Origin of the sequence: Streptomyces sp. NBC_01508, from assembly GCF_045040315.1 — a bacterium.
Lineage (GTDB): Bacteria > Actinomycetota > Actinomycetes > Streptomycetales > Streptomycetaceae > Streptomyces.
Window position 1 is genome coordinate 5,762,223 of record NZ_CP109419.1, and the last position, 16,180, is coordinate 5,778,402.

Here is a 16,180-nt window from a genome sequence, read left to right on the forward strand (position 1 = left end):
ACCACTCCGGCGGAAGCGCCGTTCCGGGCCGGTACTCGGGCCGGCACCCGGTGGGGAACCGAGGCTCGACGTGTCCGCGTCGGCGAACACCTGTCACCCTTCGTCATCATGCGCGCCGAATATACGCAAGGTGACAGAACGGGAAAAAAATTCCGGCCCATGAGTGAAAGAGACGATTCATCGGACCCCGGCGCTCCCCGAAGATCCGCCGGACAGGACCTAGTACGAAGGGCGCGCCGAATCAGACAGTGGCCCTCGCGGCCATGCTGTTCGCCGTCTCGATGACGTTCATCGACCAGGCGATCGTCTCCATCGCCGCACCCGACATCGTCGGCGAACTCGGGCTCTCGTCCTCCGGGATGCAGTGGGTGATCAACGCGTATCCCCTGACGCTGGCGGCGTTCTTCGCCCTCGGCGGGCGGCTGGCCGACATCGTGGGACACCGCCGGATCATGGACTCGGGCGACGGGCACGCCGCCGTCCACGGCGCCGGGGGAGTCCACGGGGCCGGGGGCGGGGGGCGACCGGACGCTAGCGACCGCCGCGGCCCGTTGTCGTACCCCTGTGGCAAGGTGATTCAGGTGCCGAACGACGCGCACTCTTCGACTCGTTGACCTTGGCCGCAGAAGGAGCACACCCATGTCCGGTCCCGGTTCCGGCCCCGTTCCCGGTCCTGCCGACAGCGGAGCCCTCACGTCCCTGACCGGCGCGGCGGCACTGCTGGCGCCCGACCTGCCCGCCGTCGCCGAACAGGTGCGGCACGCCCACGAGGACCCCGAGGGCTACGTGCGTACGTACGCGGACCGGCTGGAGGACCGCGGCATCGGTGAGCCGTTTCCGGGGCTCGCCTGGATATCCCTCGTGGACGCGCTCGACGAGCACAAGCTGCTCGCGGAGTTCGACTGGAAGGAGGACGCGGACGAGATCCGGTGCCGGCTGCGAGGGCTGGCCTCACGCCCGTCCGTCGATCCCTGGGTGCTGTTCGACGAGGGCGAGACGGAGCTGCCGACCCATGACTTCCTTGAGGCGTGCGGCCGGCACTACCGCGAGGTCGGCGCGGCCCTGGTGGTGCTCGACATCGAGTCGGACTGCTATCCGGTGGCGTGCCTGCGGGCCCGGCGTGCCGACGAACTGGTGTCGCTCGCGAAGGACGCGGGCCTCGCCGTCTGGCCGCTCGGTGTCTAGAACTGCCCGACCGGCCGCTATGTGGAGGTGGGGGCGGGCTTGAGATGGGTGTCCGGGGCGGCGTCCAGCGCGTGCCGCAGCTGGTCGAGCGCCGTCCGCGCGCCGCTGTCCGCCCCTGGCCGCCGCCGCGCGGTCCTGAGGTCGACCAGGCGCGCCAGGGTGCCCATGACCACGTGGAGCGGCGGCCCGCTCGTCGTCAGGTCGGCCGCCTCGGGCTCCTGGTCCTGCGGCACGCGGGCGGCGGGCTCCTGGAGGAAGGGGACGACGAGCCGGTGGTGGTGGAAGGCGGACGCGGCGCCGTGCAGACGGCAGACGGTGAGGAACAGCTCGGTGTTGTCGCGTAGTTGAGGCGTGAGCGGTCCGGCCGCCGTCTCCCGGAGGAAGGCGTCGAGCAGTGGCTCGGCCGTGGCGGTGGCCCGCAGCAGCGCCTGGTCCTCCGGCGGTGTGTACGGGTATTTCTCCGTCAACAGCGCCTGGTAGAAGGGGTCGTACGGCGAACAGAGACCGAGCAGCACGTCGATGGAGTTGATCGCCGCGAAGTCGCCCGCGTTCACGCCCCGGTACTGCGTGCCGCCGACGCGATGCGGTTTGAAGTACGGCCGGATGTTGAGGAAGAACCGGTCGACGTCGAGTGTCTTGCCCAGCGTCCTGCCCAGGTCCAGCACGTCGTCGAGCCCCGACCGCGCCTCCCGCAGCAGATACGCCGTCAGCGGGCTGGAGACCCCGAGCGCCGCTATGCGCCGCAGAGCGGTGGCCGTGCGCTGGTAGGCGAGCACCGACAGGCCGTTGTAGAGGATGAAGGCGCGTTCGTCGGCCAGCGAGGTGAACGTACGGAAGGTGTCCCCGACCGCCCGGTTGTACAGAGCCTGATGGGCGAAGACGAAGCGCGGCGCGACGCCGAGCGACGACGCCAGCAACTGGGCGAGCGGCCAGGCGGCGGACTGCGGCCCGTCGATCTCATGACGGCGGCACGCGGCGAGGTAGAACCCCACCAAGCCCAGGAGTTCGTACCGTTCGTCGTCACCCGTGGGCATCGAGGGCAGCAAGGGTGTCGAAAGTATCGGGCGCACCGAGGGTGTCGGGCGCGGCGAGGGCGTCGAGCCGCCTTCCGCTGCCCGGAGAACCAGTTCGGCACCCTCTCGGCCGATCCTCCGCTTGACCGTCTCAAGCTCCGGTCGACCGTGCAGAATCTGTGTCCCGGCCGCGAAGTACGCCTCCTCCAGCCGCGTGTTGAGAGCGACGAAGTCGTTCCTGATCCACCGGTCGAAGTCCTCAGCGGCGCTGTTCACGGCGTGGGTCCTCCAAAGGTCGGGAAAGGCTGCTCGCCCCATCCGACCGCCCCGACGGCCCGGCCACCAGGACCAATCGTGACCTGCTGTCCAGGTCCAAAGAGTTTCATACGGGCGCCACGGCCGTGCCGTATCGGCTTCGGCGCGGCCGTGGCCCCTGTCGACGGTGGTTCGCTCCTCGGGTGGTGCGCCTCTGCTCCTCGCCGTGATCATGCGCGGCGAGGAGCAGAGGCGCACCATCAGCGAATGTCGCCTTCTGCGTTCGACTCACCACTGAAGGTAGCCAGTTGGGGTGGTGGGTCACAGATGGCATCGGGGGCGTTCATGATTCGCGGAACGCCTCCGCACAACCCGTACCGGCGGCGGTGTCACCCTTGGCAGGGGTTTGACTCGTCCCGCCCCGTCCTCGCCGGACAGGGCCTAAAACCGAGTGCGATCGGGGCCGTGCTGGCTAGGCTGGCCATCGTGATCGATTCGATGTTCCGAACACTGCTGAACGCCGGCCACGGCGGTGGCGCCTGGGAGCCCGTCACGGACGGCGAGTCCGAGGCGAGTGTCTTTCGTTCGGAAGACGGCTCGCGGTACGCCAAGTGCGTCCCCGCCGACTCCGCGACCTCGCTGGAGGAGGAGCGCGAGCGTGTCCGCTGGCTCGGCGAGCAGGGCATTCCAGGTCCACGCGTACTCGACTGGCGCGACACCCCCGACGCTGCCTGCCTGGTGACCAGCGCCGTCTCGGGAGTCCCCGCCGACCGTGTGCCGGCTCCGGGACTCCAGGCGGCGTGGGAGTCGATCGCGGATGCCGTGCGCAGGCTGCACGAATTGCCGGTGCGGCGGTGCCCGTTCACGCGCGACCTCTCGGGGATGTTCGCGACCGCCCGTGATGTCGTCGCGCGAGGGGCGGTCAATCCGGATTTCCTCTCCGAGGACCAGCGGCGGACTTCCCCCGACGAACTGCTCGCGCGCCTCGTCCCGCAGCTCGAACAGCGCCTCGCTCAGGAGGCCGCCGAGACCGTCGTCTGCCACGGGGACCTGTGCCTGCCCAACATCATCCTCGACCCGGAGACCATGAACGTGGCGGGCTTCATCGATCTGGGCCGCCTCGGAGGAGCCGACCCGTACGTCGATATCGCCCTCCTGCTCGCCAACTCCCGCGAGACGTGGGCGGACGAACGGCAGGCGAACTCCGCGGACGAGGCGTTCGCGAAGAGGTACGGCATCGTGCTCGACCGTGACCGGGAGAAGTTCTATCTGCGCCTCGACCCGCTCACGTGGGGCTGAGGCTCTGGGGCTGAGGCACCGCTTCAGTCTCGAACCACCAAGTGATTCCAGAGGAGTTGAGATGCCCGGTTACCCGAGCGCGCGTTGACGTCGTAGGTCACGACCGACCTGTCATCGCGTGCTGCCCTTTGAGCTGCGGCACAGCGAACGCTTCCCCGCCCCATTTCAGCGGGTTTCGTCCCAGCAACTCCAAGGGGGCCTTGTGCCGTCCGTGCCCACTCCGTTCTCCAACTCCGGTCAACCGCCGCCGCCGCGCCCACCCCGCCCACCCCGCCCGCCACAACCGGCCCGGTCGCCCCGAAAGGCCCGGCCCGCTGTGCCGAGTCTGTGGCGGGATCACGACTTCCGTAGTCTCTGGGCAGGCCAGACCGCCTCCCAGTTCGGGGCGCAGGCCGGCCAGGTGACCGTACCGCTCCTCGCCGTGGTGGCGCTCAACGCCGACGCCACTCAACTCGGCGCGCTCCGCGCGGTCCAGCAGGTACCGATCCTGCTGTTCTCGCTCTTCGTCGGCGTGTGGGTGGACCGTTGGCGCTCCCGCAACGTGATGGTGCTGGCGGACTTCGGCCGGGCGGTGGCACTGGCCGCGATCCCGGTCGCCTTTCTTTTCGGCGTACTCGGAATTCCGTTACTGCTCGTTCTCGGTTTTCTCGTCGGCGTACTCACGGTGTTCTTCGACGTGGCTTACCAGGCCGCTCTCGTACGGCTCGTCAGACGCGATCAGTTGGTGCAGGGAAACAGTGCGCTGGAGGGCAGCAGATCCGCGGCGCAGATCGGCGGACCCGCGCTCGGTGGTGCGCTCGTGTCGCTTCTCACGGCACCGATCGCCGTCGTCACGGGCGCGTTCTTCTTCGCCGTGTCCTTCCTGTCGATCCGGCGCATTCGGCACCGTGAGCCGATACCCCGGCACGTCGAACGACCCGCCCGGATGCGACGGCAGATCGCCGAAGGTCTCCGTTTCGTCGTCGGCGATCCCTCATTGCGGGCCGTCGGTCTCGCCTCGGCCCTCTTCCATTTCTTCTTCGCGGCCCTGATGACCGTCTATCTGCTCTTCCTCTCCCGCACGCTCCACCTCTCGGCGACGGCCGTGGGCCTGGTGCTCGCGGCCATGGGTCCGGGCGCGCTCGTGGGTTCCGTGCTGTCGGCCAGGCTGCCGAAGAGATTCGGCTACGGCGTGGTGCTGGTGTCCTCGGCGGTATTCGCCGAAGGCGTGATGCTGTTCGTACCCGCGCTGCGTGGCTCCGCCGCTCTTACGATCGCCGCCCTCATGGCGATCAACTTCCTTTTCAGCGCTTTCAGTCAGCTGGTCGATGTCACGGTCATGGCCGTTCGGCAGTCGATCACGCCGCTGTCGATACAGGGCCGAGTCGTCGCGACGCTCGATTTCGTGGGCATGGGGCTGACTCCACTCGGCTCGCTGCTCGGCGGCTTTCTCGCCACCCGGTTGGATTTACGAACCGGCGTGCTGCTGACCGTCATCGGCATGCTTCTGTCTCCGCTCTTCATGGCGCTTTCCCCTCTCGCGCGCCTGGGCAGAGAACTGCCGGCCCCGGCCGCACTCAGGCCGGAGGCGCCCCCGGTCGGCGGAAGTCCGTGATCCGGAAGGCCGACAGCATGTCGTGGTGCCGCGGGTCACCCGCCGATGTCGGCGTCGGCGGGTGGCGTGATGCCGAGAAGGGTGAGCGGCAGACCGAGCAGCAGACCGAGGGACAACGCGAGGGGCAACGCGAGGGGCAACGCGAGGGATCAATGCCTCATGGGCGTTCCACCCCCTGGTCTAGATTTCGGTCAGTGCCGTAAGTAGAGCGAGCCTGACGCCTACCGTCAATGGTTGCGGTCAAGTTGCGGACACGAACAGAGTCTTGACGGCCCCTTAGGGCACGGCGTATCACTTTCGGCTAGTGCCGTAACTCAGGCGCCGTAACTCAAGCCCGGAACCGGAGGTGTTCCACACCATGCCGACGCGCCGTGCGTTTCTGGTGAGCACGACCGCAGCACTGTCCGCCACCGCCCTGCCCGCAGCCGCAACCACAGCCACAGCGGCGGCCCCAGTACGGGCGGCCGCCCCGAACGGCCCAGTGCCGGCCGGCCCCGACTCCCTCGGCGTTCCCCTCACCGACGTGCTCCTCATCGGCGGCACCGTGGCGCCGGGCCCGGACGGCCGCCCGGCCTGCTGGAACGTGTCCACCGGCGCGCCCGCCCACCTCAACGCCATCGACCCCGCCACCGGCGACGTCCTCGTCTCCGCACCCCTCCCCGGCGCCCAGGGCGCCTGGGCGACGGCCGCCGCCCCCGACGGAGCCGTGTACGTGGGCTCGTACGGCAACGGCGGCCGGCTCTACCGCTGGCGCGGCGGCGACACCGTCGAGGATCTCGGCGTGCCCGTCCCCGGCGAGACGTTCGTCTGGCGGCTCGCCGTCGACGCCGACGGCAAGGTCTGGGGCGGCGGGTCGCCGAACGGCCACCTCTTCCGCTACGACCCCGACACCGGCGCCGTCGAGGACTTCGGCCGCCCGATCGCCGACCAGACGTACGTCAAGAGCCTCGCCTGCGCCGGTGGCAAGGTCTACAGCGGCGCGTACTCCCAGGCCCGTATCGCCGAGTTCGACCCCGCCACCCGCACCTTCACCGAGCTGCCCAAGCCGCCGGGACTGCCGTCCGCCGACGGCCAGGTGGTGTACGACCTCGACATCCACGACGGCCGCCTCTACGCCCGCATGGGCAGCGCCTTCCCCGGTCCGATGTTCGTCTACGACCTCGCCGCCCGCGCCTGGACCGACGAGATCCCCGACGCGCACGGCCTCAACATCTCCCCGCCGGACGCGGACGGCGGCGTCTATCTCATCCAGAAGAGCGAGCTGCGCCGCTACGACCCCGCCACCCGCCAACTCACCGGCACCGGCCTCACCTTCACCGGCCGGGTGCAGAACGCCCGCTCCATCGGCTGGGCCGAGCTGGGCCTGCCCGACTACCCGGGGACCAGCCTCGTCGGCACGCTGTGGCGCGGCGCGATGTTCCGCTACAACCCGCGGACCGGCGCGTACGCCACCCTGGAGTCGAAGGTCCGCCGCGACGAGCCGATCGAGATCCTGGCCCTCGGCGCCGGCGGCCCCGGCACGGTCTACGCGGGCGGGTTCCTCAACGGCGGCCTCGCCTCGGTCGACACCCGCACCGGCAAGCCGGAGTTCCACCGCTTCTCGCAGATCGAGTCGCTGCTGCGGGGCGGCGACGGCTCCCTGTGGGTCGGTACGTACCCGGAGGCGCGCCTCTACCGCTACGAGCCGGGGAAGACCTGGAGCTCCCCCGAGTACTCCCCGGGGCCGGACGGCACCCCGGACAATCCCGAGCGGGCCTACACGCTCAAGGACGATGTCCAGATGCGGGCCAAGGCCCTGGTGGAGGTGGGCGGGAAGGTCGTCATGGGCACCGTCCCGGACGGCGACCGGCTCGGCGGGGCGCTCGCCGTGTACGACCCGGACAGCGGCGAGTTGGAGGTCACCCGGCACGTCGTGCGGGACGAGTCGGTCTTCGCCCTCGCCACCGCGGACGGAGTGGTCTACGGCGGCTGCTCGATCACCGGCGGCCTCGGCACCACCCCGCCCACGCGCGAGTCGGGCGCCGTCTTCGCCTGGCACGTCCGAAGGAAGCGCAAGCTCTGGGAGCTGGTCCCGGTGCCGGGGGCGGGCACCGTCACCGCCGTGGCCATCGGCCCTGACCGCAAGCTCTGGGGCATCGCCGGAAACACGGTTTTCGCGATCAGCCCGCACGCCAGCCCGCGCGTCAGCCCGCCCGCCCCCAAGGTCGTCCGGCGCTTCACGGTGGGCGCCGGCCGGGGCGGCGGCGATCTCGCCGTACTGGGCCGGTATCTGTACGCGAGCATCGACGGCAACCGGATCTACCGCGTCGATCCCTGGTCGCGGAAGCCTCCGGTGCTGGTCGTCGAGCACGCGCACCGGCGGCTCATCGCCCACCCCGACGGCCGGCTCTACTTCAGCAGCGGCGCCGAGTTGTACCGCGTCGACCCGCGGGACAGCGTCCCCGGCGACCAGGACGACTGATCCGGGCCGGCCTCAATCCCCCTCGCCGCAAAGCCATTGACAGTCCCAAAGTAGATGGTTAGTTTCGGTCAAGGCCGAAACTAGACGGGCTCCACTGCAACCCGAGGCCCTCGGAGGCCCTTATGAACTCATCGCTCAAGCGCGTCCGTATCCCCCTCGCCCTGCTCAGCCTCACCGCCCTCACCGCCGCCTGCGGCGGCTCCGACGGCGGGTCCGGCTCGGTCTCGGAGGAGGTGACCGTCTGGATGTACCCGGTGATCGGCGATCCCAAGGCCAACGCGGCCTACTGGGACGGCCTGGAGAAGGCGTACGAGAACAAGCACCCGGACGCGCGGCTCACCATCGAGCAGCAGCCCTGGGACAACCGCGACGAGAAGCTCGCCACCGCCTTCAGCGGCGGCAAGGGCCCCGACGTCGTGGTCCTCCAGCCCGACCAGATACCCCAGTACCTCGCGAACGACGCCCTCGCCCCCGTGGACGGCGCGATCAAGGCGGACGCGGACACGTTCCTGCCGAGCGCCCTCGATTCCCTCACCCACGACGGCAAGGTGTACGCGGCCCCGATCTACCACACCATCACGACGACGCTCTACAACAAGAAGCTCCTCGACCAGGCCGGCATCAAGGAACCCCCGGCCACCTGGGACGACGTCAAGGCCGCCGCGCCGAAGCTGAAGGCCGAGGGCCTGGCCACACTGGACTACTCCGCCAGCAACGAAGCCACCTTGAACCTGAACTTCTACCCGCTGCTCTGGCAGGCCGGTGGCAAGATCTTCAGCGAGGACGGCAAGAGCGTCGCGTTCAACGACGACAAGGGCGTCGAGGCCCTGACCTTCCTCACCGACCTCTACGAGCAGGGCGCCGTCCCCAAGTCGACGCTGACGAACACCAACGTCGTGGCCGACCAGGCGCTCGGCAAACAGCAGGTCGCGATGGGCTTCACCAACTCCGGCATCGACTTCGGCGTCGCCGGGGAGGCGTGGGGCAAGGAGAACGTCCTGGTCGGCGCCCCCCTCACCGGTGAGAAGCAGGCCGCCTTCGGCGTCCCCGGCGCCCTCGGTATCAACGCCAAGGGCAATATCAAGGGCGCGGAGCAGTTCATCACGTTCATGACCCAGCCGGACCAGATCGTCAGCCTCAACAAGGAGACCGGCTTCCTCTCGCCGCGTACGGACGTCACCGTGCCCTCCGACAACCCGTACGCCAAGCAGCTCCAGGACGCCCTGTCCGTCGTCGTCCCCGGCGAGTCCAGCCCCGTCGCCCGCCAGCTCATGGGCATCCTCGCCCCGGAGATCCAGGCGGCCATGACCGGCAAGAAGTCTCCGCGGGAGGCCCTCGACTCGGCGGCCGGGCAGGCCGACGACCTGCTGGCCAGGCAGCGGTAGCGGCCGGATGCGGAAGATTGCGCCGCTGCGCCGGCACGACGCACGCGCGGGGCTGCTGTTCGTGGCCCCGATGCTCCTCCTGTTCCTGATGTTCCGCTTCGGCCCGGTGCTCGGGGCGGGGTTCCTCTCGCTGACCGACTACCGGCTCAGCGGCGAATGGGAGTTCATCGGGGCCGAGAACTACTCCCGGCTGATCGACGACGATCTGTTCTGGGAGAGCCTCGGCGTCACCACCCTGTACACCGCCGTCTACGTCCCGCTGACGGTCGGCCTCGCCCTCGGCACCGCCATGCTGCTGCACCGCACGATCTGGCTGCGCGGCTTCTTCCGCGGGGTGTTCTTCCTGCCGTACGTCACCAGCATCGTGCTGGCCGCCGTCGTCTGGAAGTGGATCTACGAGGTCGAGGACGGCCTGCTCAACTCCGCCCTCGGCGCCCTGTCTCTCGGCTCCGTCGACTTCCTCGGCAGCGACTCGCTCGTGCTGCCCTCGATCGCGGCGACGTCGGCCTGGAAGGGCTTCGGCTACTCGATGCTCATCCTGCTCGCCGGCCTCCAGTCGATACCGAAGGCCGTCACGGAGGCCGCGACGATCGACGGTGCCGGCGGCTGGCAGCGCTTTCGCCACATCACGCTGCCGATGCTGCGGCCGGTGCTGTTCTTCGTGCTGGTCATCGAGGCCATCCAGGCGTTCCAGGTCTTCGACCAGATGTACGTCATGACGGCCGGCGGCCCGGTCCGCTCCAGCTACAGCCTCGTCTACTTCCTCTACGACACCGGCTTCAAGTACTTCGACTTCGGCTACGCCAGCGCGCTGGGACTGGTGCTCTTCGTGGTCGTACTGGTCTTCTCGCTGATCCAGCGGTGGTTGATCGGGAGGGATGACTGATGGCTCTGCTCACCCGCGACAACACGCCCCCGGACACGGGCGGCGGCAAAGGCAGAGGCAAGGGCACCGGAAAGGGCAGCGGCGGAGGCCGTACGCGGAAGGCGCCGCGGGCGGACCGCGGCCCGGCACGGCTCGGGCTGCCGACGCTGCTGGTGCTGGTGGCGTTCGTGACCGTCGCCCCGTTCGCGGTGATGGTGCTGGTCGCCTTCGCCCCGCACAGCGGCAAGACCCTGCCGGGTGCCTTCGACATCACCCGGGCCACGCTGGCGAACTTCCAGGAGGTCCTGGGCAGTTCCGACATCCTGCGCTGGGCGCTGAACTCGACGATCTACTCCGTGGTCTCCGTCGTGTTCATCCTGTTGTTCGCCTCCATGGCCGGCTACGCCTTCGCGAAGAAACGCTTCCCCGGCCGGGAGATCATGTTCTGGTCGTTCCTGGCGACCCTGATGGTGCCGTTCCAGGCCACGCTCATCCCGTACTACATACTCATCTCCGAGATGGGCGGCGTGGACACGTACTGGGGGATGATCGTCCCCACCCTGGCCAACTCCCAAGCCGTCTTCCTGATGCGGCAGTTCATCATGCAGCTGCCGGACGAGCTGTTCGAGGCCGCGAAGATCGACGGCGCCTCGGAGTGGCGGATCTACACCACGATCGTCCTCCCGCTGATCCGGCCGATCATGGCGACGCTCGGCGTGTTCGTCTTCCTGTGGCACTGGAACGACTTCCTGTGGCCCCTGGTCATCGCCCAGTCCGGGGACATGCACACGCTGACAGTGGGGCTGGCCACGCTCGACGGCGAGAATGTGACGATCAACCAGGTCATGGCGGGGGCGACCATCACCGTGGTGCCGTGCCTGCTCGTCTTCGGGCTGCTCCAGCGGTATCTGACGGACAGCATCGCGACGACAGGGCTGAAGTCATGAGGGTCGTCGACGTCAACCGGATCCTCGGGCCCGTACCGCACGATGACGTGCCCGGCCGTGACGCGGACTCGATGCGCGCGGAGCTGGACAGGCTGCGCGTCGACGAGGCGTGGGTGGTGCACTCGCACGCCGTCTACGGCGACCCGCTGACCGTGCCACCGCCGGTCGAGGAGGACCGGCTGTTGGCCGTGCCGGTGGTGATCCCCGGCCCGCTCGGCACGGGGGAGCCGCCGCCGGCGCCGGTGGTACGGCTCTACCCGGCGGCGCACCGCTTCTCGCTCGGGGACGACGCGAGCGACGGAGCCGACGCCGGCTCCCGGCTGCTCCAACTGCTGGGCGAGCGGCGCACCGTGACCTTGATCGACTGGGAACAGCTCGACGCCGCCGGCCGGCGCCACCTCTCCCGCCGTACGGGCATGCCGCCGCTCGTCCTTCTCGGCACCGGGTACCGCGTCCTGCGCGAGCTGGCCGAACTCATGGGCCGCTGCGAGCACCTGTACGTCGACACCTCCACGCTCTGCGGCCACCGGCAGGTCGAGTGGGTCGCCGAGCACTTCGGGGCGCACCGCGTGCTGTTCGGCACCGGCTCGCCCCTGACCGACGACGCCGGGCCGCGCTTCCAGCTCGACCACCTCGACCTGCCGGAGGCGGACGTCGCGCGGATCGCCGCGGGCAACGCCGACCGGCTGCTGCGGGAGGCGAGCCGGGAGGCCGGTGGGCGCGGGGCCGGTGGGCGCGGGGCCGGTGGGCGCGGGACCGGACGAGGGGAGGCCGGATGAACGTCATCGACGCGCACGCGCACCTGGGCCGCTGGTTCAACTTCGCGATCCCCGACGGCTCCGCCCGGAGCCTGCTCGCCGTGATGGACCGCTGCGGCGTCGCCCAGGCGTGCGTCTCCCACCTGCTGGCCGTCGGCCCCGACGCCCGCGCCGGCAACGCGCTGCTCGTGGCCGACCTGGCCCGGCACCCGGGGCGCCTCCTCGGCTACGCCGTCTACCAGCCGCACGACCCGCAAGCCGGCGCCCGGCTGCGCGACCTGCTGGACGCACCCGGCATGGTCGGTGTCAAGCTCCACCCGGATGTGCACGAAGCCGAGTTGGACTCGCCCGCGTACGCCGAGGCCTTCGAGATCGCGGCGGAGCGCGGCGTGCCCGTGCTCTCCCACGGCCAGTACGGCTCGCCCTGGTCCGACCCCGCGCGCTTCGCGGCGGTCGGCCCGCGCTACCCGGCACTGCCCCTCCTCATGGGGCACGCCGGGCTGTGGCCCGAGGGGTTCGCCGCGGCGGCGCGTGCGGCGGCTGCGGCCCCGAACCTCGTGCTGGAGACATGCGGTTCGCGGATGACGGCGCGGCACCTCGTCCGGCTGGTACGGGAAGTGGGCGCCGAGCGGATCGCGTTCGGCTCGGACGCCGTCTTCCTCGACCTGCGGGTCGGGCTCGGCCGCGTAGCGCTGGCGGAGCTTTCCGAGGCGGAGCGCGCACAAATTCTCTACGGAACCATGAAGGGCCTTTTTTGAATCCTCCCCCAGCTGGAGCAGGGGGATTCCTGGCTCACGCTGCCTGCGGGTCAGCGACCCGACAGGTCTTCCACGATCAGCACCAGCCGGGTTGAAACCAGCCCGGTTCGATACGGCATAGCTCGGAGGTGCAAGTGCTGTCTTGGTTCTCGACCAGCACGGCGTACGCGTTTGGTTCTCGCAACGTACGGCAGTCAGCTTACCCGGCTGGGTGGGCGGTCTACGGCGACTTGGCGACCTCACGCCAGATCGGAGACGGGCGCGGGAGTCCGGTTCCTCCCCGGCCTGAAGGCCGGGGCATCCTCGGAGGAATCCAGTGACGTCGTCGCCCGTACGCACCGCACCCTGGCCCCAGTGGCCACCGCCCGCCACCGACGAGCAGCGCGCGGCGCTGCTGGCCGTGCTCGACAGCGGGCGGTGGGGCGCGACCAACGGGCCGGAGGTCGAGGACTTCGCCGCGGCGTTCGCGAAGACGGTGGGCGCGCCGTACGGGGTGTGCACCGTCAACAACACCGTGGGGCTGTTCCTCGCCCTGCGCGCGGTGGGCGTCGAGCCCGGCGACGAGGTGATCGTCCCGGCGTACACGTTCGTCGCCAGCGCCTCCGCGGTGGTACTGGCGGGCGCCCGGCCGGTGCTCGCGGACGTACACCCCGACACGCTGCTCGTCGACCCCGAGGCGGTCGCCGCCCTCGTCGGACCGCGGACCGGCGCCGTCATGACGGTCCACATCTCGGGGGCGGTGGCCGACGCCGGCGCGCCCGGGGTGCCGGTCGTGGAGGACGCGGCGCAGGCGCACGGCGCGGTGCGCGGCGGGCGGGCGGCGGGGACGCTGGGGGACGCGGGCTGCTTCAGCTTCCAGGCGAGCAAGGCCATGACGGCGGGGGAGGGCGGTGCCGTCGTCACCGCCGACCGCGGCACGTACGAGCGGCTGTGGTCCCTGCACAACGTCGGGCGGAGACTGGACGGCGGCTGGTACGAACACCCCACGCTGGGCTGGAATTTGCGGATGACCGGCTTCCAGGCGGCCGTACTGCGGCCGCAGCTCGCGCGGTTGCCCGCGCAGATCGACCGGCGGACGCGCTCCGCGGCGGTGCTCGCCGAGGCGCTGGCGGACGTCGAGGGCCTGTCGGTACGCCCGGCGCCCCCGGACACGGAGCGGCACACCTGGCACCTGGCGCTGCTGCGGTACGACGCGAAGGCGTTCGGGGGCCGTACGAAGGACGACTTCATCGCCGCGATGGCGGCCGAGGGGATCCCGCTCGACGCCGGCTACCGCTCGCTGTCGGTGGAGCCTTCGCTCGCCGCGTACGCCCGGCCGTGCCCGGTGGCGGAGGCGGAGGCGGATGCCACGGTGTGGGTGCGGCAGCACCTGCTGATGGCCGACGACGACGCGATGGCGGACATCGCGCGGGCGGCGCGGAAGGTGCGGGAGGCGTTCACGCGCCCGGCGTGAGCGGACCGGCGGCGGAAACCGGCGGCGGAAACCGGCGGCGGAATCCGGCGGTGGGGACCGGCCTTTCGGGCCGGTCCCCACCGCCTTTCCGTGCCATTCTTCGTGCCCGTGCCCGTGCCCGTGCCCGTGCCCGGGTCAGCAGACCCGGTAGGTGTAGAACCTCTCGTTGCGCGACAGGTACAGGTTGCCGTCGGCGCCCTTCGCGAGATTCGAGATCGGCCGGGCGATCAGCGTCAGCTCCATCGTCGCCGGGTCGATCCGGTACGCCTTGCCCTGGGTCTTGCCCCACAGATAACCGGCGTGGAACACGAGGTTGGTGTCGTGCCAGACCTGCGTGGCGCTCTCCCAGGGGTACGTCTGGTGTTTGGCCGTACGCAGGGTCTCGCCGGTGGCCGGGTCCATCTCGAACAGGGCGTCCGGGGTCAGCCCCCAGAGCTTGCCGCCCTCGTCGAAGGCCAGTTCCCCGAGCGCCAGGTCGCCGGGCACCGGGGCGCTCTGCCAGAGCAGCTTGTCGGTGGCGATGTCGTACGCGAAGACCTTCGCGACCGTGTCCTGCGGTGTGCCGACGCCACCGAAGACGGAGGTGGCGCCGTAGACGACGCCGTCGCGGTAGGTCACGCCGACGACCGAGTGCCCGGGGATGATGTTCCGCTTCACGCGGGACTCACCGGTCGCGGGGTTGATCAGACCCAGCGCGCCGCCCACGGTGCCCACCTTCGGCACGGTGCCGAAGGCGAGCCAGTCGCCGGCCGAGACCATGCTGAACGGCCGGTCCTGCTCCTGCTCGTGGAGGTTGAGCAGCAGCTTGGGCGCTTCGCCGTCGAACTCGTAGATGCGCGCGCCCGGGTAGACGCCGAGATACAGCTTCCCCTGGTGGGTGACCATGCCCTCGCTCTGGCCGACGCCGGGCCAGAACTGCGACGCGCCGGTGGCAGGGTCGTACGCGGCGAGGCCGCCGGTGAAGAACCCGCCCGCGTACACGCGCCCGTCCGGTCCTTCGGCCAGGGACCGGATGGACACGGGCAGCCCGGTGAGGGAGCCGTCGAGAAGCTTGCCGGTGCCCGCCTTGCGGTCGTAGTGCCACATGCCGCCGGTGGACGACGTCCCGACGAGGGTGTTGCCGCGCCAGCCCAGGGGCCGGACGGCGCCTTCACCGAACTCCGTCATGCCGAGCCCGGTGATCCTGCCGGAGCGCAGGTCGAGCCGGATCAACTCGCCCTTCCGGACGAGGTGGACGGACTTGCCGCGGGCGCCGCCGGCGACGGTGAGGCTCTCGATGTCGTCGACGACACGCAGCCACTCGCGGCGCTTGAGGTCGTACACGCCCAGCGGCTTCTTGGCGGCGGAGGTCTCGTAGCGGACGAGGAGGTAGCGGCCGACGACATCCACGTCGTACGACCAGCCGGTGGCGTCGAGCGGTGGCTCGATGACGCGGCGGACGTCGCCGTCGGGGGAGAGCACGGCGACTTTCATACTCGAAGGACCCATGCCGGCGTAGACGGTGCCGTCGTCGCCGATGGCGAGGTCGCGGATGTAGGTCTGGCCGGGTACGGGCGAGCCGAGGTCTTTCGTCTCGCCGGTGGCGAGGTCGTGGCGGAAGAGGCGGCCGTTGGGGGAGGTGCCTCCGTAGACGTAGTCCTTGGTGGCGGCGACGGTCCAGACGAAGGTCTCGGTGGGGACGGGGACGCCGAGTTCGGTGACCTTGTCGTCGTCGGGGTCGTAGCGGAAGATCCGGCCCTTCTGCTCGGCGCTGCCGTAGCTGCCGACGTAGACGCTGTGGTCGGGGCCGACGTCGACGGCCCAGGAGCCGAGGGCCTGGGGGAGCGGGTGTTCGGCGATGAGAGTGCCGTCGTCGGCGTCGCGGATGCCGAGGAGGGCGGGTCCGGAGGCGGAGGAGGTGACGGAGTAGACGCGGCCGCGGTCCATGGCGGTGCCGGCGGTGGTGGCGCCGGTGAGGGGGAGGCTGCCGAGGTCGGCGAAGCCGCACTGGGCGGGGGCGGGCGGCGTGGTGGATGTGGACGTGGACGTGGACGTATCGGGGGCGGTTTCGGCCTGGGCCGGTACGGCGAGGGTCACGACGAGCAGGCACGCGGCCGTAAGGGCACGACGCATGGGACCTCCAACGGGAGTGATTTACGGTCCTGACCGTAAATGGAGTGGGAGGTGGCGGCAATACGCCGTGCGCCCCGGATTTCGCGGACCTCTGG

12 protein-coding genes and 1 pseudogene are annotated in these 16,180 nt (G+C 70.3%); 11 read left to right on the forward strand and 2 right to left on the reverse strand.

The genetic code is table 11. The features are described 5' to 3' along the window. Positions 1 to 179: 179 nt before the first annotated feature. Positions 180 to 455, forward strand: a pseudogene (locus OG700_RS26830) (MFS transporter); the annotation flags it as partial. 184 nt (positions 456 to 639) lie between these two features. Then, positions 640 to 1,185, forward strand: a complete 546-nt coding sequence (locus tag OG700_RS26835) for a DUF6630 family protein (RefSeq protein WP_405617827.1) — start codon at positions 640 to 642, stop codon at positions 1,183 to 1,185. A 17-nt stretch (positions 1,186 to 1,202) separates the two neighbouring features. On the opposite strand, the gene OG700_RS26840 is transcribed toward OG700_RS26835, so the two are convergent. Continuing rightward, on the reverse strand, positions 1,203 to 2,474 hold the full coding sequence (locus tag OG700_RS26840; protein ID WP_405617829.1) for a monodechloroaminopyrrolnitrin synthase PrnB family protein: 1,272 nt from the start codon (positions 2,472 to 2,474) through the stop codon (positions 1,203 to 1,205). A gap of 477 nt (positions 2,475 to 2,951) precedes the next feature. Between OG700_RS26840 and OG700_RS26845 the strand changes: the two genes are divergently transcribed. The 9 genes from OG700_RS26845 to OG700_RS26885 all read left to right on the forward strand — a co-directional run bounded on the left by OG700_RS26845 (position 2,952) and on the right by OG700_RS26885 (position 13,973). Then, positions 2,952 to 3,752 (forward strand): APH(3'') family aminoglycoside O-phosphotransferase, encoded by an 801-nt coding sequence (locus OG700_RS26845; RefSeq protein WP_405621995.1) that lies wholly within the window; start codon positions 2,952 to 2,954, stop codon positions 3,750 to 3,752. A gap of 325 nt (positions 3,753 to 4,077) precedes the next feature. Next, positions 4,078 to 5,346, forward strand: a complete 1,269-nt coding sequence (locus OG700_RS26850) for an MFS transporter (RefSeq protein WP_405621997.1) — start codon at positions 4,078 to 4,080, stop codon at positions 5,344 to 5,346. Between the two features lie 358 nt (positions 5,347 to 5,704). Beyond that, positions 5,705 to 7,807 (forward strand): hypothetical protein, encoded by a 2,103-nt coding sequence (locus OG700_RS26855; protein ID WP_405617831.1) that lies wholly within the window; start codon positions 5,705 to 5,707, stop codon positions 7,805 to 7,807. A gap of 122 nt (positions 7,808 to 7,929) precedes the next feature. Further along, entirely contained in the window at positions 7,930 to 9,192 is a 1,263-nt protein-coding gene (locus OG700_RS26860; protein WP_405617833.1) for an ABC transporter substrate-binding protein, read from the forward strand. Between the two features lie 7 nt (positions 9,193 to 9,199). Beyond that, complete coding sequence (locus tag OG700_RS26865) at positions 9,200 to 10,078, forward strand: carbohydrate ABC transporter permease (protein WP_405617835.1); 879 nt, start codon at positions 9,200 to 9,202, stop codon at positions 10,076 to 10,078. Beyond that, on the forward strand, positions 10,078 to 11,004 hold the full coding sequence (locus tag OG700_RS26870) for a carbohydrate ABC transporter permease (protein ID WP_405617837.1): 927 nt from the start codon (positions 10,078 to 10,080) through the stop codon (positions 11,002 to 11,004). Before OG700_RS26865 ends, OG700_RS26870 begins: the two co-directional genes overlap by 1 nt. Continuing rightward, positions 11,001 to 11,783: an amidohydrolase family protein gene (locus OG700_RS26875; RefSeq protein ID WP_405617839.1), complete on the forward strand. Its 783-nt coding sequence runs from the start codon at positions 11,001 to 11,003 to the stop codon at positions 11,781 to 11,783. Before OG700_RS26870 ends, OG700_RS26875 begins: the two co-directional genes overlap by 4 nt. Beyond that, positions 11,780 to 12,520, forward strand: a complete 741-nt coding sequence (locus tag OG700_RS26880) for an amidohydrolase family protein (RefSeq protein WP_405617841.1) — start codon at positions 11,780 to 11,782, stop codon at positions 12,518 to 12,520. The genes OG700_RS26875 and OG700_RS26880 overlap by 4 nt, the downstream gene beginning before the upstream one ends. Positions 12,521 to 12,836: 316 nt before the next feature. Continuing rightward, positions 12,837 to 13,973, forward strand: coding sequence for a DegT/DnrJ/EryC1/StrS family aminotransferase (locus tag OG700_RS26885; RefSeq protein ID WP_405617844.1), 1,137 nt, complete (start codon positions 12,837 to 12,839; stop codon positions 13,971 to 13,973). A 135-nt stretch (positions 13,974 to 14,108) separates the two neighbouring features. Here the strand turns inward: OG700_RS26885 and OG700_RS26890 are convergent, their stop codons facing one another. Beyond that, complete coding sequence (locus OG700_RS26890; RefSeq protein ID WP_405617846.1) at positions 14,109 to 16,085, reverse strand: hypothetical protein; 1,977 nt, start codon at positions 16,083 to 16,085, stop codon at positions 14,109 to 14,111. Positions 16,086 to 16,180 lie beyond the last annotated feature (95 nt).

Excerpts from the sequence above, each read along its gene's own strand:
- OG700_RS26890 (WP_405617846.1), bottom strand. The coding sequence starts at position 16,085 with ATGCGTCGTGCCCTTACGGCCGCGTGCCTGCTCGTCGTGACCCTCGCC.
- OG700_RS26880 (WP_405617841.1), top strand. The coding sequence starts at position 11,780 with ATGAACGTCATCGACGCGCACGCGCACCTGGGCCGCTGGTTCAACTTC.
- OG700_RS26870 (WP_405617837.1), top strand. The coding sequence starts at position 10,078 with ATGGCTCTGCTCACCCGCGACAACACGCCCCCGGACACGGGCGGCGGC.
- OG700_RS26865 (WP_405617835.1), top strand. The coding sequence starts at position 9,200 with ATGCGGAAGATTGCGCCGCTGCGCCGGCACGACGCACGCGCGGGGCTG.
- OG700_RS26860 (WP_405617833.1), top strand. The coding sequence starts at position 7,930 with ATGAACTCATCGCTCAAGCGCGTCCGTATCCCCCTCGCCCTGCTCAGC.
- OG700_RS26855 (WP_405617831.1), top strand. The coding sequence starts at position 5,705 with ATGCCGACGCGCCGTGCGTTTCTGGTGAGCACGACCGCAGCACTGTCC.
- OG700_RS26845 (WP_405621995.1), top strand. The coding sequence starts at position 2,952 with ATGTTCCGAACACTGCTGAACGCCGGCCACGGCGGTGGCGCCTGGGAG.
- OG700_RS26835 (WP_405617827.1), top strand. The coding sequence starts at position 640 with ATGTCCGGTCCCGGTTCCGGCCCCGTTCCCGGTCCTGCCGACAGCGGA.
- OG700_RS26875 (WP_405617839.1), top strand. The coding sequence starts at position 11,001 with ATGAGGGTCGTCGACGTCAACCGGATCCTCGGGCCCGTACCGCACGAT.